The sequence below is a fragment of the Streptomyces marispadix genome, assembly GCF_022524345.1.
In the GTDB taxonomy this organism is placed as follows: Bacteria; Actinomycetota; Actinomycetes; order Streptomycetales; family Streptomycetaceae; genus Streptomyces; species Streptomyces marispadix.
The window spans coordinates 6,098,975-6,121,388 of record NZ_JAKWJU010000002.1 but is presented as its reverse complement, the minus strand read 5'-3'; the positions used below and the strand labels follow the sequence as shown (position 1 = coordinate 6,121,388).

Sequence of the window (22,414 nt, the reverse complement as noted above, 5' to 3'; positions counted from 1 at the left end):
CGGTGCGCCCTGCCCCGACGGCCGTCCCCACGGCGGCCGTTGCGCCGGTCAGCCGACGCGCCGCTCACACATGCGCGTTGAGCCACTGAAGCAGATCGCTGTGCACCTCGTCGCGGTTCGTCTCGTTGAGGATCTCGTGACGGGCGTCCGCATACGCCTTCCACGTGAGGTCGCGCATCCCCAAGTAGCGGAAGTCCTCCAGGAGTTCGTAGACGAGCGTCATGCCCTGGTTGCACGGGTCCCGGTCGCCCACGGCGATGTGCACGGGCAGGTCGCGCGGGATGCGCCCGAGCTGCTCGGGGTCGTTGATCTTACGGCTGCCGAGCACCCAGTCCAGGGAGAGCCCGGCGCTGAAGGCGAAGCCGCAGCGCTCGTCCCCGGCGTAGACGTCGACCTCGTCCTCGTCGCGGGAGAGCCATTCGAAGCCGGTGCGATGGGTGTAGGGGTCGTTGAAGGAGCTGAAGAGGTCCGGCACGAAGTCCGAGACGGCGCCCCTGCCGCCCTTGTCGATCTCGCCCTCCAACTGCCGGATCGCCGTCTCCGGTTCGCAGCCCGGCAGTGAGCGGAACGTGCCGGAGAGGATGAGCCCGGCCAGGCCGTCGCCGTACTCCTGCACGTAGTCGCGGGCGAGCTGTGAGCCCATGCTGTGCCCGAGGAAGACGAAGGGCGTGCCGTCGGGGAGTTCGGCGCGCACGCGGTCGCCGACGGCCTTGAGGTCGTCGACCGTGGCACGCCATCCGCTCTCCCCCACCACGCCGTATCCGCCGGTGTGCTCCGCGGTCGCGCCGTGGCCCCGGTGGTCGGAGGCTACGACGGTGTATCCGAAGCGGCCCAGGAAGCGGGCGAACCGGTCGTAGCGCTGGGCGTGTTCGGCGGCGCCGTGTGCGATCTGGACGAGGGCACGGGGCAGTCTTCCGGCGCCTTCGGCGTCGTCGGGGTGCCAGGTGTAGGTGGCGAGGAGGGTGCCGTCCGCTGCCGTCGTGTGGTCCTGCCGTACGCCGCCCACGCTCTCTGCCTCCTCGCCTCGGCTGTCACTTGCAGACGGAACCGTACTGTCCGGTGCGTTCTGAGTGAAGGTCACCGGGGGCGACTCGCCGCCCGCGGGCGGGGGGCGGGGCGACGGGCCCGGCGGGATGAGAGTCCGTACAGCACGCGCAGTCGGCGTACGTCTCGCGGGTTGCGTACTGCCGCTACTCGTACGGGAGTCGGGGCCGCATCGTTTGCGTGGGAGCGGACTCGCCCGGCCTCGCGGCGCGCGTCAGCCGTGGCACCCCGGGCGCATGCGCCGCACACGCCGGTGGTGCGATGCACGCGATGTCCCTTAGAGCAGGTGCACAGCGCCACCAGGCAGCACAAACCGCGACACAGTCCGACGATCTCCATCGGATACTCACGAATCCTCATCGGCACCCGAGGTGTCGACTTGCCGCCAATCGACAGGAAATGCTGACCGCAACCGGTGACGATGCTATGCCAGTGGGTAATGCTGGCGGGGTGCCCCCCGCATACTCCGGCCCGCGGCCGGCCTGTGTGCCCCGTCACACAAGCCAGTTGGGATTGCAGGAGGGAGGGTTTCGGCCAAAACGATCTGACGATCTTGAACTGGGAGCGCGACGATGGAGGATAATGCGATCGGCCTATGCCAGGGGCGGGTCACAAACCGATGCAGGACCTCCACCGAACCGGAAGCGGAATCACACCGCGGAGAAGGGCTCGTCATGGAACGCTACTTCACGGACCATCGTCACGAGGAATTACGCGCGGCGGTCCGGGAGTTCGCGGACACCGAGGTCAAACCCCGGATAGCGGAGATGGAGGAGGCCCGCACCGCATCCGTGGGACTGTCCCGCCTGATCGCCCGCCAGGGCTGGATCGGGGCCACCGTGCCGCCCGGATACGGAGGCATGGGCGTGGGCCACCTCGGCAAGACCGTGGTGATCGAGGAACTGTCCCGTGTGAGCGGCGCGATGGGCGCGATGGTCCAGGCCTCACAGCTCGGCGTGGCAAAGATCATTCACTTTGGCAACGAGGAGCAAAAGAAAACCTGGCTGCCAGCAATTGCCTCGGGCGACTGCCTGCCGACCATAGCCGTGACAGAGCCCGAGTCCGGCGGCCACGTACTCGGAATGACCTCCTCCGCCGTGCGTGACGGCGACGACTACATCCTCAACGGCAGCAAGGTCTACGTCGGCAACTCCCACGTCGGCGACCTGCACGGCGTGGTGGTCCGCACAGGAGAAGGCTCCAAGGGACTCACCGCCTTCCTCGTGGAGTCGGACACCCCCGGCTTCTCCCTCGGCAGCCAGCGCCCCGCCATGGGGCTGCACGGCTTCAGCTTCGGCGAGCTGGTCTTCGACGACTGCCGTGTGCCCGCGGCCAATCGGCTGGGCGAAGAAGGCGACGGACTCGCGGTCGCCTACTCCTCCAGCGTCCTCTACGGGCGCGCGAACCTCACCGCCGTCTCACTCGGCATCCACCAGGCGATCCTCGACGAGACCTCCGCCTTCTGCGCCGAACGCAGGCGCTACGGCGCCCCGTTGGGCGAACTCGGCTCGATCAAGCTCAAGCTCGGACAGATGCAGTCCCGCCTGATGACGGCACGTCTGGCCGCCTACCACGCGGTGCATCTGCTCGACCAAGGCCAGCCGTGCGACGCGGAGTTGATGAACGCCAAACTCGTGAACGTCGAGTACGCGCTGGACTCCGCACGCGACGCCATGGAGATCCACGCGGCCTGCGGCCTGTTCACGGACCGGCCCGTCGAGCGCTATCTCCGCGACGCCCACCACATCTTCGCCCCCGCGGGCACCTCCGACGTGCAGCGCCTGCGCCTCGGAGAGCTCGCCCTCGGCACCGCCAAGGGCTCCTGGTCCGAGCGCCTGAGCGAACTGGTGCGGCTGGAACCCGAACCGACGGGCTGACACCCGCCGCGCCGGACTGCCGTACAGGCGGCCCGTACAAGCGGGCCCGTGGGAGCGGGCCGTACAAGCGGCGCACACAGCGACCGCCAAGTCGCCGAAGTCCCCGGCAGACAGAGCCCGCCCACGCCGAACTCCCGTGCGTACGGGGCGGGTTCGGGCGCCCTCAGGCCCCCTGCTGCTCGCGCCGGTGGATCTGCTCCACCAGGTCCGCGGCCATCGACTTGATGGTCTCCAGCCCCTGCCGACCCCACGGCCTGGGCTCCTGGTCGACCACGCACACCGTCCCGAGGGCCATGCCCGTACGGTCTATCAGCGGCGCACCCAGATAGGAGCGGATGCCGATCTCGTCGACCACGGGGTTCCCGGCGAAGCGCGGATAGTCGCAGACGTCCTCCAGTACCAACGCCTTGCGCCGCACGATGACATGGGGGCAGTAGCCGTGGTCGCGGGCCATGACACGGCCGACCGAGCCGCCGGCGTTCGACGAAGGGTCCAGCTCGACCGCCTGGTCGGCCCCGGGCGCGTACAGCCCGGCGAAGTACTGGCGGTCCTCGTCGATGAAGTTGACCATCGCGTACGGGGCACCGGTGACCCGCGCGAGCTGACGTGCGAAGTCGTCGAACTCTGGCACGGGAGCGTCGCCGAGGCCCAACTCCCGCAGCCGCACGACCCTGTTCGGCGCCTCCCTGTCCTCCGGTGTCAGCAGCAGATGGCTGGTGGGGTCATACGACATCGGTGCCATGGAAGCTCCTCGTGTTGATCAGATGCTGGACAAGTGAGACGAGAACCTGCGTGCCCGAACTCGACTGCCGGGCGTCGCAGAGCACCACCGGCACATCGGGTTTGAGGTCGATCGCGGCGCGTACTTCGTCGGGTTCGTAGCGGTAGGAGTTGTCGAACTCGTTGACCGCGACGATGAAGGTGATGCCGCGCCGTTCGAAGAAGTCCACGGCGGCGAAGCAGTGTTCGAGGCGCCGGGTGTCGGCGAGCACGACGGCGCCCAGCGCGCCCTCGGACAGCTCGTTCCACATGAACCAGAACCGTTCCTGGCCCGGCGTACCGAAGAGATAGAGCATGTGCTCGGCGCTGAGGGTGATGCGCCCGAAGTCCATGGCCACGGTCGTGGTGGCCTTGTCCTCGACGCCCTCCAGGCTGTCGGTGGCAGCACTGACCTGGGTCAGCAGTTCCTCCGTACTGAGTGGCTCGATCTCGCTCACCGCGCCGACGAACGTCGTCTTGCCGACGCCGAAGCCGCCGGCGATGAGGATTTTCAGCGCGGTAGGGAACGGATCGGCACGGCTCGCCTCAGAGTCGTCTACGGAGCCCATCCAGCACCGCCTCCAGCAGTTGTCGATCGGTCGGGTCGTTGCCCAGCGGCGCACGTCCCGGAGCACGCGAAGTGATCGCTCCGCAGTCCCCACCAGGTCGGACAGCAGCACCTTGGTGACCACTGCGGGCTGGGCTATCTGTGCGGCGATCTCGGCCACGGAGACGGGACCGCCGCAGAGTTTCAGTACATGGCTGTGGTCCGGGCCGAGATAGCTGTGGGGCCGGTCTCCGGTCGCCATCACCATGGTCAGCAGGTCGAACTGGGCCGAGGGTTTCGTACGTCCGTTGCTGACGGTGTAGGGGCGGATCAACCGCCCCGCGTCGTCGTCGAGCCACGGCTCCTCTAACGGCTGCTGTCTTCTCATCCGGGCCTCAGTGGCCGGCGGGCTGTCGCGCAGGTGTGCCCAGATAGGGGCGGACGCTCTTCACCAGCATCGCCATCTCGTACCCGAGAACGGCGGCGTCGGCCTCGCTCCCGGCGAGCACGGCGATGCAGGCGCCCTGGCCCGCCGTCGAGACGAAGAGCAGCGACGTGTCGAGCTCCACCACCACCTGGCGCACCTCACCGCCGTCGCCGAGACGCACGCACGCCGGCGCTGCGTGCCAGGGAGTAGAGCCCGGAGGCGAGAGCCGCCATGTGGTCGGCGGTGTCGGTCTCCAGACCGTGTGAGGCCTTGACCAGGCCGTCGGAGGACAGCAGCAGTGCGCTGCGCGCGTGGGGCACGCGCTGGACGAGTCCGGTCAGCAGCCAGGACAGGTCTGCCGAGTGGCCGATGGGGGCTTCGCTCACCATGACGCGTTCTTCTCCTTCAGGGCGATAACCGCAGAGCGGGCGGGACGAGGGCCGTACCGGGCCCGGTCCGTCGGAATCTCGGGATCAGTCCCGCGGCGCGTACGTGGCATGCGTACGGCCGCGGGCTCGGGGACGTCTGATCCGCCGTCACGGTGGGCAGGTGGAAGCGCCCGTGCCGAAGGCCGGAGGATCGCGGAAAACGCACAGGGCGGGCCTCAGTCGGCGGGGTGGGGGGCATCGCCGGAGCCGGTGCCGGGGGCGTCGTTCGTACTGGTTGCGTCGTACGCGCCGGGGGTGCCGTACGCACCTGCGGCATGGCCCGATCCGGCCGCGTCATACGAGGCGTCGGGGACCGAGGCGCCCGGGGCCGTGGCACCGGTGCCGCTCGCACCCGGCCCGGAGGCGCCGGGCTCCTCGGCGAGGCTGGTGCCGCGCCGGAACGCGGCCAGCAGGCCGGGGTCGTGGCCCTGCGTCTCCTCGTCCCAGCTCTCGCCGGCCCCGGTGCCACGGGCGGGCGGCGCCTCCCGCAGCTCGGGCGCGAGATGCTCCTGCCGCCTGCGGCGGGGCAGTTCGGGACGCTCGCCGTTGAGGGCGCCGCCGGGAGCGGGCTGCCCCGGCGTCCGGCTCTGGGGGTGGGGCTGAGGGCCGGGCCGTGCCGATGAGTACGACGACGAGGCCGCAGGGGCCGGGCCGGGCGCGGCCGTGAAGCCGGACGCGGCAGGCGTGCCGGAAGCGGAGGAAGCGCCGTCCACCGGTGACTGCGCCTGTGTCTGCGGCACTTGGGGCCGGGGCTGTGGAAGGGGCTGGGCCTGCGGCTGCGTACCGTTGGTCCGCAGCGGGGGCTGCGGCTGACGGCGGGCCTCCGCCGGGGCGGGCTCCGCTTCGGCCGCGGACCGCGCCTGCGACGGGAGCGCGCCGTGGGATTCCGAAGCGGCCGGAAGCGGATGTTCCGTGCTCTCGGTGCGTGCGCGCGGCATCCGGGTCCGCTCCCCCGAACCGGCGGACTTGGGCCCGACGACCGCGCCGGACTGTTCCGCCGGGCTCGCGGGCTCGTCCCCGAGCACCTCGCGGGGCAGCACCAGCACCGCCTGGATTCCCCCGTAGATGTTGCTCTGGAGCTGTACGACGATGCCGTGCCGCTGTGCGAGCGCCGAGACCACGAACAGCCCGATGCGTCCGTCGCGCAGCAGCTCGCCCACGTCGATCCGCTCGGGGTCGGAGAGCACGGCGTTCATACGGTTCTGCTCGGCGGCGGGCATGCCCAGGCCGCGGTCCTCGACCTCGATGGCGAGGCCCGCCGTCACATGCTGTGCGCGCAGGAGGACTTGGGTGCCGGGTGCGGAGAACACCGTTGCGTTCTCGACGAGTTCGGCCAGGAGATGGATCACGTCGGCGACGGCGTGGCCGCGCAGGGTGCCCTCGATCGGCGGCACCAGCTTGACCCGCGGATACTGCTCGACCTCGGCGATGGAGGAGCGCAGCACTTCGGTCATGGTGACCGGGCGGCTCCACTGGCGGCGGGAGACGGCGCCGCCGAGCACGGCGAGGTTCTCCGCGTGCCTGCGGATGCGGGTGGCGAGGTGGTCGACGTGGAAGAGGCCCTTGAGCAGGTCGGGGTCCTCGACCTCGTTCTCCAGTTCGTCGAGCAGCTCGATCTCGCGGTGCACGAGGGACTGGAGACGGCGGGCGAGGTTGACGAAGACCTCGACCTTCTCCTCGCTGCCGCTGGTGCTGCTGCGTACGAGGGCCACGGCCTCGGTGACCGCCGTCTCGGCGGCGTGCTGGGCGTGGGCGAGTTCATGGGTGAGCAGGTCGAACGAGTCGGCGTGCGCGCCCGGTTCGGCCAGTGCCGGCAGCGGACGGGGACGCGGGTACGTGCCCTGCTCGATACCGGCCAGCAGGGCGCGGATGTCGGAACGTCCGCGTGCCACGGAGCGGCGCAGCACGTTCTGCCGTTCGAGGGTGCGGCGGGCCTGCGCACCGGCGGAGTGCGCGGCGCCGAAGATCACGCCGCAGACGAGTAACAGAGCCGCGCCGAGGACGCTCCAGAGCACGATGCCGTCGGTGCCGGGCGCGGGGGCTCCCGAGCTGTCGGTGCTGCCCTCGGCGAGCATCACGTATGCGACCACGGCGGCACCGGCGACGGCGACGACGCACGCGGGGACCACGGCCAGGCGCACCATGCGCAGCCTGAGCGCCGTGTCCCCCGGGCTCTGCCGTGGAGAGGTGCGGCCGTGCCGCGGCCCTGAGCCGTTGGACGAGAGCACCGCGGGCGCCGCGCTCGCCGTGTGCGCCGTCGTCACGCCCTGCGGGGCGGCGGCGCGGGGTCCCGTGGCGGCGACCGGCAAGGGAGCGTTCCCGGAGTGGGGCCCCGACTTCACCGCCGGACCGGACGTTCCCCTTCCTGTCTGCACCGCATGGCTCGGAGGTTCAGGCATCGGATTCCTCGGTCGTCTTTTGAGGTCTGCTGTCGGGCTTCTTCGAAGCACACGGGCACAGTGCACGCCGGCTCTGGCAGCGCCGCGGCCACGCTAGTGCGCACAACCGCTCATCGCGGACGCCGATGACATATTCGCCACCCTTCGCCAGCTCCTAACGAGTGAATTCGCAGCCGTATGCGCGGGGTCACGGGAGGTGAGCGTAACTCCCTTGTGCAGCCCTTCAGTTACTCCTAGCCACTCGTACGGGGCCTTGCGCGGGTGCCGCCGGAGCGGTTCCGGAAGGGCGTCAAGTCGCCCCGGCCATCACCGAGTTCACCGATTCATCACTTCTGAGCTGCGAATTCACGGCCGGGAGAGGCGAGTTGACGCGGAACTCCCAGCTTGAACGGACGCTCTCCCGCACGTCTCCATGAACCGATTCACAACCGGAATTGACCTACCCAGTTGACTGCGGGCGGCGATTCGGGCGAACGGGCCATACGCGTGCATGCAGGACCCGCACCCTTCCGCTGACACCGGCATATTCAGGTCCAGCCGCCCTCGCGCCACCCCTCGTGATGTTCAGGCCGCAGGCCCGGATATGGGGCCTGAAATCGACCCTGGCGGCACACAGGCCACCGCGCATGACGAAACGGGCGGGCACGCGGGGACACCCTCCGCATACGCCCGCACACCGCGGGTCATCGTCCCGCTTCACGGGACGGGGCCCACCCGAACTCATGTCGTATCGTCGGGGCGGGCACCAGGCTGTCGCGCAGACGAGGAGCATCCGTGAGCCAGCAGTCCACCGAACCCACGTTGACCGGCGTACGCAACTTCCGCGACGTCGGCGGAGTGCCGACGGCGGACGGACGGCGCCTGCGGCACGGAGTGCTCTTCCGCAGCGGCCATCTCGCCCACGCGACCCCGGAGGACGCCCGGTTCCTCAGCAGCCTGGGACTGCACACCGTCTTCGACTTCCGCAACTCCGCCGACCAGGCCCTTGAGGGCCCCGACGTGGAGCTGCCGGGCGTGCGCAACGTCAACATCCCGCTCTCCGACCCGGCGGACGGCGCCGAGTTCTGGAAGATGGTGCGGGACGGCGAGCTTGACCAGTTGCGGACCGTGCTCGCCGACGGACAGGGCGCGGCCCGCATGATCGCCTCGTACCGCTCGATGATCAAGAACCGCACGGCCGAGCACAGCAGGATTCTGCACGCGCTGGCGGACGACAGCGTGCCGGCGCTGATGCACTGCGCGGCGGGCAAGGACCGTGCGGGACTGTCGGTCGCGGTGACGCTGATGGCGGTCGGCGTGGACCAGGAGGCGATCGAGGAGGACTATCTGCGCTCCAACTCGCCCCACCGCCGCTACAAGATGCACCGCGGCTCGAAGGGCGAGATGTCCCCCGAGGTGGTGGAGCTGCTCTCGCCGCTCTTCGACGCGCGTGCCGCCTATCTCGCCGCAGCGATGACCACCATCGAGGAGACGTGGGGCGGTGTCGAGCGCTACCTCACCGAGGGGCTCGGCCTGGACCCGGCCACGCGGGAACGTCTGCGGGAGAGGCTGCTGGAGGACGCCTGACGCGGCACGGCGGGCGGGCCGCTCCCGGTGCGGGTGCGAGTGCGGTTGCGGGTGCGTTCAGCGGTTCGCGGCGGCCTGTTTGATCAGGTTGCGTCCGAACTCCCATACCAGGCCCCCGCCTTCGTGCGCCTCGTCCATGATCTCCTTGAACGCCCGGACGAAACGGTCGGCGTCCGACTCGTCGATCACCAACGGCGGCGTGAGCTTGATGACTTCGAGTTCGTCGCCGGAGACCTGGGTGAGGATGCGGTGCCGCTGAAGCAGCGGTACGACCACCATCTGCGCGAACAGTCCCTTGCGCGCGGCCTGGAGCATCGCCCAACGTCCGCGCAGCTTCAGTGACTTGGGCCTGCCGAACTCGATGCCGATCATCAGGCCCCGCCCGCGCACCTCGTGCAGCATCTCGTACTGACCGACGAGCGCCGAGAGCCGGGAGTGCAGCACCTCCCCGGTGCGGCGGGCCCGCGCCGTGAGGTCCTCGTTCTCCAGGACGGCCAGCGTCGCCAGACCGGCGGCCATCGCCTGGGCGTTGGCGCCGAAGCTCGCCGAGTGGATCTGCACCCGGTCCATCGACGAGTAGACCTTCCTGAAGATCCACTCCTTGCCGAGCGTCGCACCGACGGGCGCGTAGCCCCCGGACAGCGCCTTCGCCACACACACCAAGTCCGGCTGTACGCCGTCCTCGTGCTGATACGCGAAGAAGTCCCCGGTGCGGCCGAGCCCCGTCTGCACCTCGTCCGCGATCAGCAACGCGCCGTGCCGGTGGAGCAGTTCGCCCGCCGCGGCCAGATATCCCGGCGGCGCGGGGTGCACGCCCTTGCCCTGGACGGGTTCGACGATGAGCGCCGCGACCTCTCCCCGCCTCAACTCACGCTCCAGCGCGTTCAGATCACCCAGCGGCACGGCCACATCCGGCAGCAGCGGCCCGAACCCGCGCCGGAACGCCGCCTCACCGTTGACGGACAGCGACCCGGTGGTGAGCCCGTGGAAGGCGTGGTCGCAGTAGAGGATTCGGGGCCGTCCGGTGGCGTAGCGGGCGAACTTCAGCGCCGTCTCGACGGCTTCGGTTCCGCTGTTGCCGAAGTAGGCCCGCTCCATGCCGGGCGCCAGCGCGAGCAGCCGCTCGGCGAGCAGCCCCGGCAGCGGCGGGCAGTCGAAGCGGGTGAGGTCGGCGAGCTGTGCTTCGAGTACGTCGTGCAGCGCCTGCCTCACCACGGGGTGGTTCCGTCCGACTCCCATCACGCCGAACCCGGCGAGCATGTCGAGGTAGTCGTTGCCGTCGGCGTCGAACAGCAGGGCTCCCTCGGCCCGTTCGTAGACCTTGTCGAAGCCGATCGTGCGGAGCATCCGCGGCTGCTGGTGGTTCAGATGGCGTGCGTGCAGCTCGTACCGCTCGGCTCCGCGCTGCGCCAGCAGCTCCTTGAGGTCGAAGTCGCTCATCCCCCGGCCCCCTTCTCGGTCCCGGTCTGGTCATCGTGGTGTAGGGCCCGCACAGTTGCGGCCCGTCTGCTCCGGCCTGTTGCCGACGGCCGTTTCCCTGCGGCCCGTTCACCTGGCGCGATCCCAACGGCCCGTCCGCCGGGGCCGGTTCGCCGCTCGTTCAGGCGCGTACGGTGTCCCGCGCCGCGCGCAGCGACTCCTTCAGCGAACCCATCGTCGCCAGCACGGCGGTGGGCTCGTAGCCGCAGTGCGCCATGCAGTTGGCGCACCGCGGATCGCGTCCCCGCCCGTACGCCTCCCAGTCGGTTTCCTCGATGAGCTGCTTGTACGTCGGCACATAGCCGTCGCTCATCAGATAGCAGGGCCTCTGCCAGCCGAAGAGCGAGTAGTTGGGGATCGCCCAGGCGGTGCACGGGAAGTCGGCCCGCCCCTCCAGGAAGTCGAGGAACAGGGGGCTGTGATTGAGACGCCAGCGCCGCCTGTTGCCCCCGGCGAACGCCTTGCGGAACAGCTCGCGGGTCTGCTCGACGCCGAGGAAGTGCTCCTGATCCGGGGCCTTTTCGTAGGCGTATGCGGGCGAGACCATCATCTCGTCCACCTTCAGCTCGTCGTTGAGGTAGTCGAGGACCTCGATGACGGTCTGCGGTGTGTCGGTGTTGAAGAAGGTGGAGTTGGTGGTGACGCGGAAGCCGCGCCGCTTGGCCTCCTTCATCGCCTCGACCGCCTCGTCGAAGACGCCTTCCTTCGCCACGGACTCGTCGTGCCGCTCGCGCAGCCCGTCGATGTGCACGGCGAAGGCGAAGTACCGGGACGGCGTGAACTCCTCCAGTTTCTTGCGCAGCAGCATGGCGTTGGTGCACAGGAAGACGTACTTGCGCTTCGCCACGAGCTGTCGGACGATCTCCCCGATCTGGGGGTGCATCAGCGGCTCCCCGCCGGCGATGGAGACCATCGGCGCACCCGACTCCGTCACGGCTCCCACCGCCTGCGCCACCGGCATCCGCTGCTTGAGCACACCCGCGGGGTGCTGGATCTTCCCGCAGCCCTCGCACTTCAGATTGCATGCGAACAGCGGTTCCAGCTCCACGATCAGGGGGAACTTCTCGCGGCCTCGCAGCTTCTGCTGGAAGAGATAGCTGCCGATACGGACGGTCTGGCGCAGAGGCATGGCCATGACTCGCTCACCTCCAGGGGAGCAGCAAGGATCGGTGCCATTCGAGGAATGCGGGCATAACGCCGCGAAGTACGCGGAATGCCGATATTCCACCTCGCAGTGTCCCTGGACGGATCAGTTCATGTCCTGGGGCGTCGACCACCACCCGTACGGCCGCAACGGGCCGCTGCCGCTCCGACACGGACGTCTGCCGGGCGGTACGCAGCGTGGCGGCGGACTCCATGTCCGCGGCCACGGCGGCGGTAGTGGTGTGCAGGGCGGCACGGGCGAGCCCGTGCACGATGTGCGCGGAGCCGGCGAGCGCCCCGACGTGCACCGTCCCGTAGGGGCGCAGCGCGTCGGCCAGCAGCTCCGTGTCGGTGCACTCGGTACGGCCCGTGGCGTCCCGAGTCTCGTCGGCGACGACGAGGTCGCCGGGGTGCATGCCCGGCATGAGCCCGGCGCAGAAGCCGGTCGCAACCACGGCGGTGCGGCCCGGCTCGCGCTCGTCGCGCAGGGCCCGCTCCACGGCGCGTTCGGCGGCCTGGGGACCCATGCCGGTGCGCAATACGGTGACCGGCCCGTCCGCCCCGGGCGGTGCGGTGCCGAAGCGCCGCAGCGCGAGCCTCTCGATGCCCAGCGCGCAGGCGATCAGCAGCGGGCCGCGGTCGCCGGATACCGTCATCTCTCTTCCCGCGTCCCGGTGCCCGTGCCGTGCAGATACCGGCCGAGTGCGGTGAGCGGGAAGACCTGCCGGTAGAGGTGGTAGTTGATCGAGAAGTCCCAGGGGAAGCCGGTGCCGGTGAAGTGCGGCTCGTCCCAGGAACCGTCCTCCCGCTGCGTACGCGCGAGCCAGCTCACGCCCTGCTCCACCGCCATCGACTCCCGCTCCCCCGCCGCGAGCAGCGCCATCAGGGCCCAGGCTGTCTGCGAGGCGGTGGAGGTGCCGCGTCCGGCCCACTCCTGCTCGTGCCCGGGCCGGTAGGAGCGCAGGTCCTCGCCCCAGCCGCCGTCGCCGTTCTGCACGCTCTCCAGCCAGCCGACGGCGCGGCGCACGGCCGGATGGGAGGCGGGCAGCCCGGCCGCTACGAGAGCCGGTACGACGGAGCCCGTGCCGTATACGTAGTTGACGCCCCAACGGCCGAACCAGGCGCCGCCCGCCTCCTGTTCGGACAGCAGCCAGGACACCGCCCTGCGCACGCGGGGGTCGTCGCGCCTGCCCTCGGCGCAGAGCATCTCCACCATGTGGGCCGTGACATCGGCGGAGGGAGGGTCGATGACTTCGCCGAAGTCGCAGAACGGCAGCCGGTTCGGGAAGGGGCTGTCGTTGTCGGCGTCGAAGGCGCCCCAGGCCCCGTTGCGCGACTGCATCCCCAGGCTCCAGCGCACGGCCCTGCGTACGGCGGTGTCCACGCGGACCTGATCGTGGTGGCGTACGCGGCGCAGGGCGAGAACGACCTCGGCGGTGTCGTCGGCGTCCGGGTAGTTGTCGTTGTGGAACTCGAACGCCCAGCCGCCGGGCGGCAGTTGAGGCTTGCGTACGGACCAGTCGCCGCTCCGCAGCACCTGCTCGCCCAGCATCCAGTCGGCGGCCTTGACCAGCGCCGGATGGTCGGACGGCAGTCCGGCGTCGGCGAGGGCGATGGTGGCGAGGCAGGTGTCCCAGACCGGGGACTGGCACGCCTCGACCATCCGTGCGGTGCCGCCTGCGGCCTCCCGGTCGCCGCCCTCGCCCGGGGCGGACCGGTAGCGGACCGTGTAGCGGTCCAGGGAGTCCAGCCCGGCACGCATCACCGGGTGGTCGAGGTCGTAGCCGAGGAGGCGCAGCGCGATCAGCGAGTAGACGGCCGGCGGCTGGATGCCGCCCCAGCAGCCGTCGTTCTCCTGCCGTTCGATGATCCAGCGGGCGGCGCTGCGCAGCGCGGCCCGGCGCAGCGAGCGCGAGCCGATCCGGCGGTAGGCGTGCAGAGCGCGGTCCAGCCGCTCGAAGAAGCCCTCCCAACTGGCCGCGGGCGCCATGCTTTTGGGCGGGTTGGGGCGAGCGGGGTCGCGGTGCAGCTCGTCGAGGGAGAACGGCGCCGCCCGTACGGGGCGCTTCGCGCAGACGACGGTGAGCGGCACGATCGTCTGCCGCGCCCAGCAGCCGAAGTCGTAGATGTTGAGCGGGAACCACTTCGGGAACCAGATCATCTCGGGCGGCATCTCCGGCAGGTCCGACCAGCGCCACCAGCCGAAGAGCGCCAGCCAGATCCGTGTGAAGACCCGGCTCGCGGCGACGCCGCCCTGCTCGCGCACCCATGCCGAGGCCCGCTCCATGTGCGGGGCGTGCGGGGCGTCGCCCGCCAGGCGCAGCGCGACATACGCCTCGATCGTGGTGGAGAGGTCGCCCGGCCCGCCGTGGAAGGTGGCCCAGGTGCCGTCGTCGCGCTGCCGGGAGCGTACGAAGCGGGCCGCCTCCCGCGTGGTGGTCTCGTCGCGGACGCCGAGGAACTCGCGGAGCAGCAAGTCCTCGGCGTCCATGGTGACGTTGGTCTCCAGATCGCCCTTCCACCAGCCCGCCTCGTCCTGCCTGGCGAGCAGGTGCTCCACGGCGAGTGCCGCGGAGCGTGCGGCACGGTCGGCGAGACTCCCGGCCTCAGGGCCGCCCGCCTGCGAGGTGGCGGGTGCGGCGGATGCGGTGTCCCCGGTGCCGGTGTCCGTCGTCGCTGTCATCTCATTTCCTTCCCGGATGCTCCGGCGACGCCCCGAGCGCCGGGGCGATGGTCATCTCTGTCGTACGACGACGAAGTCGGCCAGCGCGGTGAGCTGTTCGCGCACGTGGCCGGGCATCTCCAGCGGCTTGAGGGCGGCGAGGGCGGTGGCGTGCTGCCGCTGTGCCTCCGCCGAGGTCCATTCGCGTCCGCCCGCCTCCTCGATCAGCGCGGCACGCGTGGCGAACTCGGCCTCGTCGAAGTCCTCGAACTCCGCCTGGCTCTTCTTCGCGTCGTTCCTCATCAGCTCGGCGAGCCGGGTGGCGGCCGGGTCCGGGGCGGCGAGGGCCGCCACCACGGGCAGCGACTTCTTGCGCTGCCGCAGGTCGCTCCAGGTCTGCTTGCCGGTGGCCCCCGGGTCGCCCCAGATGCCCAGCAGGTCGTCGACCGCCTGGAAGGCGAGCCCCAGGTGGTAGCCGTACGACTCCAGGGCGTCTGCGGTGCGGTCGTCGGCGCCTCCGAGCACGGCCCCGATGGAGACGGCGCAGGCCAGCAGCGCGCCGGTCTTGTTGCCCTCCATCTCCAGGCACTCCTCGACCGTGACCTGTTCGCGGTGCTCGTAGGAGATGTCCTGGGCCTGGCCGTCGATGAGGCTGCGGCTGGCCCGTGTCAGCCGCTGTGTGGCGCGGCCGGCCTCGGGTGTGCCCAGCTCCAGCAGTATCTCGTTGGCGAGTGCGAAGAGCGCGTCGCCGACGAGGATCGCCTGGGCCGGTCCGTGAACCTTCCACACGGTGTCGCGGTGGCGCCGCTGCTCGTCGCCGTCCATCAGGTCGTCGTGCAGGAGCGAGAAGTTGTGCACCAGCTCGACTGCTACGGCGCCTGGGAGGCCCGTCTCCGGCGGTGCGCCGGTCACCTCGGCCGACAGCAGCGCGAGCGCGGGCCGTACGGCCTTGCCGCCGTCCGCCTCGGAGGGACGGCCGGACTCGTCGATCCAGCCGAAGTGGTAGGCGGCGACGGTGTCCATCGGGGGTGCGAGCCGGGCGACTGCGGCGCGCAGCACGGGAGTCGCGAGCCTGCGCCCACGCTCCAGCAGAGCGCTGACGCTCGTGTTGTCGACGACGGAGCGCTGGTTCGCCGTGGTCACGGGGTCTCCTCTGCGTTGTGCGCCGCTCGTGGGGCTGCGGCTGCTCGCGGTGCGGGTGTGGGGGGTACGTGCGGTGCCGTCCGGCCGGGTCCGCCGGACGTGCCGCCTCTGTCGGCGCTGCTCATGCCACCGCCCTTTCGTGTGGTGCCGGGCACCGGATCATTGTCGTACGGGCGGCCCATGGCGGTGAGCGCCTCCCTGGCGGCGGTCGTCCCACTCCGTACGGCGCTCTCCATGGACGCCGGCCAGCCAGTATCCGTCCAGGCTCCGGCGAGGCAGACACCGGGCGCCGCCGTACGGGCAGCGGGGCGCAGCCGTCCGACGCCGGGGCGGGGGTCGAAGGTGGCGGTGCGCTCACGGGTGACGAAGAAGTCGAGCACGCGGGCGGTGCGGGCGGCGGGCAACAGCCGTGCCAGCTCCGGGAGATAGCGCTCGCGCAGCGCCGCGACCGGCTGGTCGATCTCCTGCTGGGCGGCGGACTGCGAGACGGCGAGGTACTGGCCCTCGCCGAGTCCGGCGGCGCCGGTGCGGTCGAAGACCCACTGGACGGGCGAGTTGAGCGCGGCGAAGAAGGGGCGGCGCAGCACGGGCCGGTCGTAGACGACGTGGAGGTTGAGGATCGGGGCGGTCCCGATCTCCAGCAGGCGGCCGGGCGCGGGCAGCGCTCCGTCGGGCAGCAGGCCGTGCGCCTCCCGCTGGGGCACCGCCAGCACGACGGCGGCGGCACGGTGTTCCCGGTGCTCCGCCGCGGAGCCCTGACCGTGTTCGGCGTCGACCGTCCAGCCCCCGCCGGGCACCGCGGTGAGGGCGCGGGCGCGCGCCTGGGTCAGTACGCGAACACCGGCCGCGTGCAGTGCCCTTCGGGCGAGGGTGTCGTGCAGATGCCCGAGCGGTACGCGCGAGACTCCGATGTCGGCGGCGCCCGGTTCGGACAGCAGGCCCGTACGGAAGACCTTCGCGGCGAGGCCCAACGAGGCTTGCGGGGCACGGGCGTTGAGGGTGGCTGTGCCCACCAGGTCCCACAGCGCCCGGATGGCGCGGTCGCTCTGGCCCTGGCCGTGCAGCCAGGTCGCGAAGTCGACGCTGTCCAACGCCGGGTCGGCCGGGTCGAGTTCACGCAGAGCGAGCGCGGCGCGGGCGGCGCGGCCGCGCTCCCCCGCCGTCAGATGACGGTAGTTGGCGAGACCGGCCGCCAAGTGCAGTGGTACGGGCAGGGAGTTGCGGCGCAGTCGGGCCAACCGGGGCTTCGCACGGGCCACATCGAGTACGGGTACGTCGAGACGGCGCTGCAAGGGCGCGAGCCCGGCGCCGCCGATCCGCTGGAGGAACCAGGTGTACGCGGTGCAGCAACGCAGGTGCACATGCTGCCCGTTGTCGACGGTGATCCTCCCGGCCGGGGAGTCGCGCCGGAACGAGAAGGCAAGGCCACCGAGACGCGGACGCGACTCCAGCAGGGTGGTCGGAACTCCGGCGTCGGCGAGCCGAAGCGCGGCGGTGGTACCGGCGATGCCGCCCCCGACCACGACGGCACCGCCGGGCCGGGGGGCGTCATGGGCTTCGTCGGCATCACGGCGGGGCTGAGGACCGCGCTCGGATCCGGTCATGTGCTTACGCTCCGTTTCGTGGCGTTCCGGGCGTCGATGCCGGTGAGTCCGCGCACCGCCACGTACGCCTTCTGTCTGCTGGGCAGGGAGACCCGCTCGCGCAGCACGGCGTAGGGGTCGGCGGCGATACGTTCCAGCAGACGCTGGTAGATCCCGGCCATCGCGGCGACGCAAGCGCCCGATCTGCGGTCGAGGAGCGGAAGCAGCCGGTAGCCCTGGGTGAACAGGGCGCGGGCGCGCTGGACTTCGTGATGCACCAGCCCCCGGAAGTCACTCCCGGGCCGTACATCACTGCGGAAGTCCGTGGAGCAGCCGAACTTTTCAAGATCCTCCGCGGGCAGATACATACGTCCGTGATCCGCGTCTTCCCGAAGATCCCTGAGGATATTGGTGAGTTGGAGCGCGAGCCCCAGGGTGTTGGCGTACTCGGAGGCGCGTACGGCGTCGCGCACCCCGGGAAGGGTGCCGAACACGCCGAGCGACAGCCGGCCGATCGCACCGGCCACGCACCGGCAGTAGACCTCCAGCTCCTCCCAACTGCCGTATGTGGTGCCGTGCACGTCCAGCAGCACCCCGTCGATGAGTTCGTCGAGCCCGCCCATCGGGACGGGGTAGCGGCGCGCGGCGTCCGCAAGGGCGACGGCCACGGGGTCGGTGTCGTCCTGGTCGATGGCGCCGTCGCGGATGCGGCCGAGCAGTTCCCGTGTCTGTTCGAGCCGGGCGACCTTGGCCGTCTGCGGCAGGGGGCCGTCGCCGATGTCGTCGACCCGTCGGGAGAAGGCGTAGAGCGCGGACATGGCCCGGCGTTTGCCGCCTGGCAGCAACCGGATTCCGTAGGCGAAGTTGCGGGCCTGCTGGCCCGTCACGGACTCGCAGTAGTCGTACGCGGCGGCCACCGGCGGCGGCACGTGCGGTACGGGCCGGGCTCTGTCCACGGTCCGCTCACCCCTCTCGTCGCAGGGTTGCGGCCACCTCGCGCAGCAGCCCGCGCGTGGTGGCCCGGGGAGGTCCTGGGAGTACGTCGTATCCGGCGCGGCTGATGGCACGGAGGGTGGCGCGTCCGCCGCCTGTGAACCCGGCGAGCAGCAGCCGGAGCCGGCCGCGGACGCTGGCCACCAGGGGGTCGCCGGCGGAGAGCAGGGCGTGGGCGCGGTCGGCTTCGTAGGCCAGCAGGGCACGGACCGACGCGTTGGCACGGGGGGCGGCCAGGTCGGACTCGGTGACGTGGAAGCGGGCCATGTCCTCGGCGGGCAGGTAGATGCGGTCCCGTCCGAGGTCCTCGGCGACGTCCTGGAGGTGCTCGACGATCTGGAGGGCGGTGCAGACGTCGTCGGAGTAGCGGATCCGTTCGGGGGTGGCGGTTCCGGTGATGGCCAGTACGAGGTGTCCCACGGGGTTGGCGGACAGCTCGCAGTAGCCGACGAGTTCGGCGTGGTCGGTGTAGCGGCGGACCTTCTGGTCCTGGCGGTTGGCCTCGATGAGGGCGAGGAACGGCTCGGGTGAAAGGCGGCGGCGGCGCACGGTCGGTGCCAGGGCCCGCAGCAGCGGGTGCCCCGGGGCTGCACGGGCGTCGTCGAAGAGGCGGAGCAGGTCGGTCTCGAAGGCGTCGAGCATCGAGAGGCGGTCGGTGCCGGGCTCGCTCCCATGTGTGCGGTCGAGGCCCAGATATTCGGCGTCGAGTCCGCCGGGGGCGAGGTCGCCGTCGCCGATGTCGTCGACGAGGCGGGCGTAGCCGTACACGGCCATCAGGTCGTAGCGCCACTCGCGCGGCAGGAATCCGGGCGCCACTGGGAAGTTCTCCCGCGTGGCCTTGGCGAGGACGGCACGCGCATGCGCGTCCGCCTCCGCGCTCACCACGTGCTGCCAGAAGCCATTGCCGTCACATCTCCGTTTCTACACCGCTGGGCGAAAACATCCTATTTCGGACACGCCGCTCCGGCACGGCGGCGGCGGAGCGCCCTGCGGGGCCTTACGGGAGCGGGAGAAGAGGCGTCAGAACAGGGGCGGACGCGGGGTCTGCGGTGCCCGGCGGGAGCCGCGGACGCCGGCCCGGAGCAGCGGGCCGCACGCCGGACCACGGACTCAGATCCGGCACGGGCCGCTAGGCGGACCGGGCGGTGAATCCCGCGATCAGTACGTCGAAGGCGCGCTCGGCCACGACGTGGATCTCCTCGGGGGACGCCCCCGCGAGGGGGCCGTCGAGGCAGAGCATGGCCAGTCCGTGCACGGTGGCCCAGGCGGTCAGCTCCGCGCCCGGACGCCGCTCGGGGGGCATGCGGCCCTGCTCGACCATGTCGTCCAGGGCGCTCACCAGGATTCCGAAGGAGCGGAAGTCCCAGTTCGCGCCGTCCTCCTGGTCGCTCCCAGGGACGGCCTTCCCCGGGGCGAAGGCACCGTCCAGGGGGCTGAGGTGGAGGGTGTCGCGGCAGAACGCGACGCGATAGAGGCCCTGTTCGGCCAGTGCGAACGAGAGGTAGCCATGGCCGAGGGCCCGCATCCGCGCCTCGGCGGACTCCGGTCCGTCTGCCTCGGAGGTCGTGGCGTGGCCGCCTGACTCCATGCTCCGGGCGAGGCGTTCCTGGCCCAGCTCCTTCACGGCGTGGAGCAGTTCGGCCTGGCCGGCGAAGTGCCGGTAGGCGGCCGTGGGTGAGACGCCGACGCGGCGGGCGACAGCGCGCAGCACGACGGACTCGGGGCCGCCCTCGCGGGCGAGGTCGGTCGCCGCGCTGATGAGGGCGTTGCGAAGGTCGCCGTGGTGGTAGGCGCCCTTGCCGCTCTTCGCGCCGCCGCCCTTGCCGCGGCCCGGTCGGCTGCCGCCGCCGGCAGGGGTCTGCGGGGTGCGCCCCTCCCCCGGTTCGTTCGCCGCCGCCCGGGACGTGCTCGAACCGGTCTTCGCCTCCACGTCCGCCATGCTTTCATCCTGCCCGATGTTGACAGCATTAACATCCCCTGCAAGAGTCAAGTTTACGCCGTAAACATCGGCGCATCGATGCCTCATGGGGGGGACGAAGACAGTGCTACGAAGAATCGCGGAGCTGGCCCTGCACCGGCCGCGTGCTCTGCTCGTACTCAGCCTCATAGCCGTGGTGGCCATGGGAGCCGTCGGATTCGGGGCCTTCGGCAAGCTCCAGGCGGGCGGCTTCGAGGACCCCGACGCACCGTCGAGCCGCGCACGCACTCTCATCGCCGACAAGTTCGGCGGCGAGGACAACCTCGTACTGCTCGTGCGCGCCGACGGCGGCAGCGCGAGCCTGAAGTCGGCCCCGGTGCGCGAGGCCGGGGAGAAACTCACGAAGGAGCTGCGGGAGTCGGAGCAGGTCTCCCATGTCTCCTCCTACTGGGACGCGGGCGGCTCCGCGCTCACCTCACGGGACGGCTCGCAGGCGCTCGTACTGGCCCATGTGAAGGGCGACAGCAGCCAAGTCGCCGACCGCACCGAGGAGATCACCGACGAGTGGAGCGGCGACCAGGGCCCGGTCGAGGTGCGGGCGGGCGGCGGCGCCGCGCTCAACAACGACATCTCCGGGCAGGTCTCCAAGGACCTGGCGGTGGCCGAATCCATCGCGGTGCCGCTGACGCTGGTGCTGCTCGTCGTCGCCTTCGGCAGCTTCGTGGCCGCGCTGCTGCCGCTCGCGATCGGGCTGATCGCGATCCTCGGCACCTTCGCGGAGTTGTTCGTGCTCGGCAGCATCACCGATGTCTCGGTGTTCTCGGTCAACCTCACCACCGCCCTGGGGCTCGGCCTCGGCATCGACTACGGCCTGCTGATCGTCAGCCGCTTCCGTGAGCGGCTCTCGGAGGGCGACGAGGTCGGGGACGCGCTGCGTACGACGGTGACGACGGCCGGGCGCACGATCGCCTTCTCGGCGGCCACGGTCGTCGCAGCGCTGGCGGCCCTGCTGCTCTTCCCGCCCTTCTTCCTGCGGTCGTTCGCCTACGCGGGGATCGGGGTCGTGGCCATTGCGGCGCTCGCGGCGCTGATCGTCGTACCGGCGCTGCTGGCGGTGCTGGGACACCGGGTGAACAAGGGGCGGCTGCCGTGGGCCGAGGCCGTACGGCGTCCGGACGCACCGGTGTGGGGGCGGCTCGCACGCACGGTCATGCGCCGTCCCGTGCTCACGGCGCTGCCCGTACTCGCGGTGCTGCTGCTGGCGGCGAGCCCGCTGCTGGGGGCGCGCTTCGGGATGCCGGACGAGCGCGTGCTTCCGGAGGACGCACAGAGCAGGCAGGTCAGCAGCGTGCTGGAGAAGGAGTTCCCCGGCAGTTCCACGGAGGCGGCGCAGGTCGTCACCACGGCGGGAGTGCCGAGGGACGCACTCGACGCATACGCGGGGCGGATATCGCGTCTCGACGGCGTGGCCCGGGTCGAGGCGAGCAGCGGCCTACACGTGGACGGAAAGGCCGCTCCGGCAGGGCGGGCACAGGCCGCGCTGGGCACAGCGGACGCCGAGCTGATCAACGTCGTACCGGAGGCGGGCTCGACGGCGGAGGAGCGTCAGGACGTGGTCCGCGAGGTCCGCGACCTGGAGGCGCCGGGCACCGGCGAGGCCCTGGTGGGCGGGCGCGACGCACAGCTCGTCGACACCAAGGCGTCGATCGGCGACCGGCTGCCGGGGGCGATCGGGATGGTCGTAGGGAGCACCTTCGTGCTGCTCTTCCTCTTCACGGGCAGCGTCCTACAGCCGCTGAGGGCGCTGGTGCTGAACGCGGTGAGCCTTACGGCGTCCATCGGCGCGATGGTGTGGATCTTCCAGGAGGGGCATCTGTCGTCGGTGCTGGGCTTCACGGAGATGCCCATGGACACCTCGATGACGGTGCTGATGTTCTGCATCGTCTTCGGACTCTCCATGGACTACGAGGTGTTCGTCACCAGCCGCATCAAGGAACTGCACGACGGCGGCGCCGACAACGCAACGGCCGTCACCCGGGGACTGTCGCGCACCGGACGCATCGTGACGATGGCGGCGGGCCTGCTGGCGGTGAGCTTCTTCGCCTTCGCGACCAGCGAGATCAGCTTCCTCCAGATGTTCGGGCTGGGCAGCGGGCTGGCGATCCTGATCGACGCGGTCGCCGTACGCGGTGTGCTCGTACCGGCGGCGATGCGGCTGCTGGGACGCGGTGCCTGGTACGCGCCGCGTGTGCTGCGGAGGCTGCACGGCAGGGTCGGTCTGGAGGAGTCGGGCGGGCGGCCGGGCACCGAGCCCGGACGCTACGACTCGCAGCAGCCTGAAGCCGGAAAAGCGCGGGAACAGCGGCCGCGGGGAGAGACGCAAGGAGAGGCGCAGGCGCCCACGGGCGCGGGCGTCTGACGCGACGCAGATCCGGCGACGCGGGCG

16 protein-coding genes and 2 pseudogenes are annotated in these 22,414 nt (G+C 70.9%); 3 read left to right on the top strand and 15 right to left on the bottom strand.

Annotation, left to right across the window (positions count from 1 at the left end):
- Positions 1-64 precede the first annotated feature (64 nt).
- Positions 65-1,006, bottom strand: a complete 942-nt coding sequence (locus tag MMA15_RS25435) for an alpha/beta fold hydrolase (protein WP_241062496.1) — start codon at positions 1,004-1,006, stop codon at positions 65-67.
- Positions 1,007-1,718: 712 nt separating this feature from the next.
- Here MMA15_RS25435 and MMA15_RS25430 point away from each other — a divergent pair.
- Positions 1,719-2,921: an acyl-CoA dehydrogenase family protein gene (locus MMA15_RS25430; RefSeq protein ID WP_241062495.1), complete on the top strand. Its 1,203-nt coding sequence runs from the start codon at positions 1,719-1,721 to the stop codon at positions 2,919-2,921.
- A 163-nt stretch (positions 2,922-3,084) separates the two neighbouring features.
- Here the strand turns inward: MMA15_RS25430 and MMA15_RS25425 are convergent, their stop codons facing one another.
- From MMA15_RS25425 to MMA15_RS25405, 5 genes and pseudogenes are all read right to left on the bottom strand, one after another.
- Positions 3,085-3,654: a GAF domain-containing protein gene (locus MMA15_RS25425; protein ID WP_241063488.1), complete on the bottom strand. Its 570-nt coding sequence runs from the start codon at positions 3,652-3,654 to the stop codon at positions 3,085-3,087.
- Positions 3,644-4,249 carry a GTP-binding protein gene (locus MMA15_RS25420; RefSeq protein ID WP_241062494.1) on the bottom strand — a complete coding sequence of 202 codons (606 nt, stop codon included), beginning with the start codon at positions 4,247-4,249 and terminating at the stop codon, positions 3,644-3,646. Before MMA15_RS25420 ends, MMA15_RS25425 begins: the two co-directional genes overlap by 11 nt.
- Positions 4,227-4,615: pseudogene (locus MMA15_RS25415) on the bottom strand (DUF742 domain-containing protein). The gene MMA15_RS25420 and the pseudogene MMA15_RS25415 overlap by 23 nt, the downstream one beginning before the upstream one ends.
- Positions 4,616-4,622: 7 nt before the next feature.
- A pseudogene (locus MMA15_RS25410) lies at positions 4,623-5,043 on the bottom strand (roadblock/LC7 domain-containing protein).
- Positions 5,044-5,258: 215 nt separating this feature from the next.
- Positions 5,259-7,391, bottom strand: coding sequence for a sensor histidine kinase (locus tag MMA15_RS25405; RefSeq protein ID WP_241062493.1), 2,133 nt, complete (start codon positions 7,389-7,391; stop codon positions 5,259-5,261).
- Between the two features lie 864 nt (positions 7,392-8,255).
- On the opposite strand from MMA15_RS25405, the gene MMA15_RS25400 reads away from it, so the two are divergent.
- On the top strand, positions 8,256-9,047 hold the full coding sequence (locus tag MMA15_RS25400; protein WP_241062492.1) for a tyrosine-protein phosphatase: 792 nt from the start codon (positions 8,256-8,258) through the stop codon (positions 9,045-9,047).
- Between the two features lie 57 nt (positions 9,048-9,104).
- On the opposite strand, the gene MMA15_RS25395 is transcribed toward MMA15_RS25400, so the two are convergent.
- From MMA15_RS25395 to MMA15_RS25355, 9 genes are all read right to left on the bottom strand, one after another.
- Entirely contained in the window at positions 9,105-10,487 is a 1,383-nt protein-coding gene (locus tag MMA15_RS25395; protein WP_241062491.1) for an aspartate aminotransferase family protein, read from the bottom strand.
- Positions 10,488-10,647: 160 nt separating this feature from the next.
- Positions 10,648-11,661 carry an adenosyl-hopene transferase HpnH gene (hpnH, locus tag MMA15_RS25390; RefSeq protein WP_241062490.1) on the bottom strand — a complete coding sequence of 338 codons (1,014 nt, stop codon included), beginning with the start codon at positions 11,659-11,661 and terminating at the stop codon, positions 10,648-10,650.
- 7 nt (positions 11,662-11,668) lie between these two features.
- Complete coding sequence (locus tag MMA15_RS25385; RefSeq protein WP_241062489.1) at positions 11,669-12,325, bottom strand: phosphorylase family protein; 657 nt, start codon at positions 12,323-12,325, stop codon at positions 11,669-11,671.
- Positions 12,322-14,352: a squalene--hopene cyclase gene (shc, locus tag MMA15_RS25380; RefSeq protein WP_241062488.1), complete on the bottom strand. Its 2,031-nt coding sequence runs from the start codon at positions 14,350-14,352 to the stop codon at positions 12,322-12,324. Before shc ends, MMA15_RS25385 begins: the two co-directional genes overlap by 4 nt.
- Before the next feature lie 51 nt (positions 14,353-14,403).
- Positions 14,404-15,474 (bottom strand): polyprenyl synthetase family protein, encoded by a 1,071-nt coding sequence (locus MMA15_RS25375; RefSeq protein ID WP_241062487.1) that lies wholly within the window; start codon positions 15,472-15,474, stop codon positions 14,404-14,406.
- Positions 15,471-17,078 carry a hydroxysqualene dehydroxylase HpnE gene (gene hpnE / locus MMA15_RS25370; RefSeq protein WP_241062486.1) on the bottom strand — a complete coding sequence of 536 codons (1,608 nt, stop codon included), beginning with the start codon at positions 17,076-17,078 and terminating at the stop codon, positions 15,471-15,473. The genes MMA15_RS25375 and hpnE overlap by 4 nt, the downstream gene beginning before the upstream one ends.
- Positions 17,075-18,013, bottom strand: a complete 939-nt coding sequence (gene hpnD / locus MMA15_RS25365; RefSeq protein ID WP_241062485.1) for a presqualene diphosphate synthase HpnD — start codon at positions 18,011-18,013, stop codon at positions 17,075-17,077. The genes hpnE and hpnD overlap by 4 nt, the downstream gene beginning before the upstream one ends.
- Before the next feature lie 7 nt (positions 18,014-18,020).
- A complete protein-coding gene (hpnC, locus tag MMA15_RS25360) occupies positions 18,021-18,935 on the bottom strand; it encodes a squalene synthase HpnC (protein ID WP_372498303.1) in 915 nt (304 codons plus the stop codon).
- A gap of 244 nt (positions 18,936-19,179) precedes the next feature.
- Positions 19,180-19,989: a TetR/AcrR family transcriptional regulator gene (locus MMA15_RS25355; RefSeq protein WP_241062483.1), complete on the bottom strand. Its 810-nt coding sequence runs from the start codon at positions 19,987-19,989 to the stop codon at positions 19,180-19,182.
- Between the two features lie 103 nt (positions 19,990-20,092).
- Between MMA15_RS25355 and MMA15_RS25350 the strand changes: the two genes are divergently transcribed.
- Positions 20,093-22,387 (top strand): MMPL family transporter, encoded by a 2,295-nt coding sequence (locus MMA15_RS25350; RefSeq protein WP_241063486.1) that lies wholly within the window; start codon positions 20,093-20,095, stop codon positions 22,385-22,387.
- The last annotated feature ends 27 nt before the right edge of the window (positions 22,388-22,414 follow it).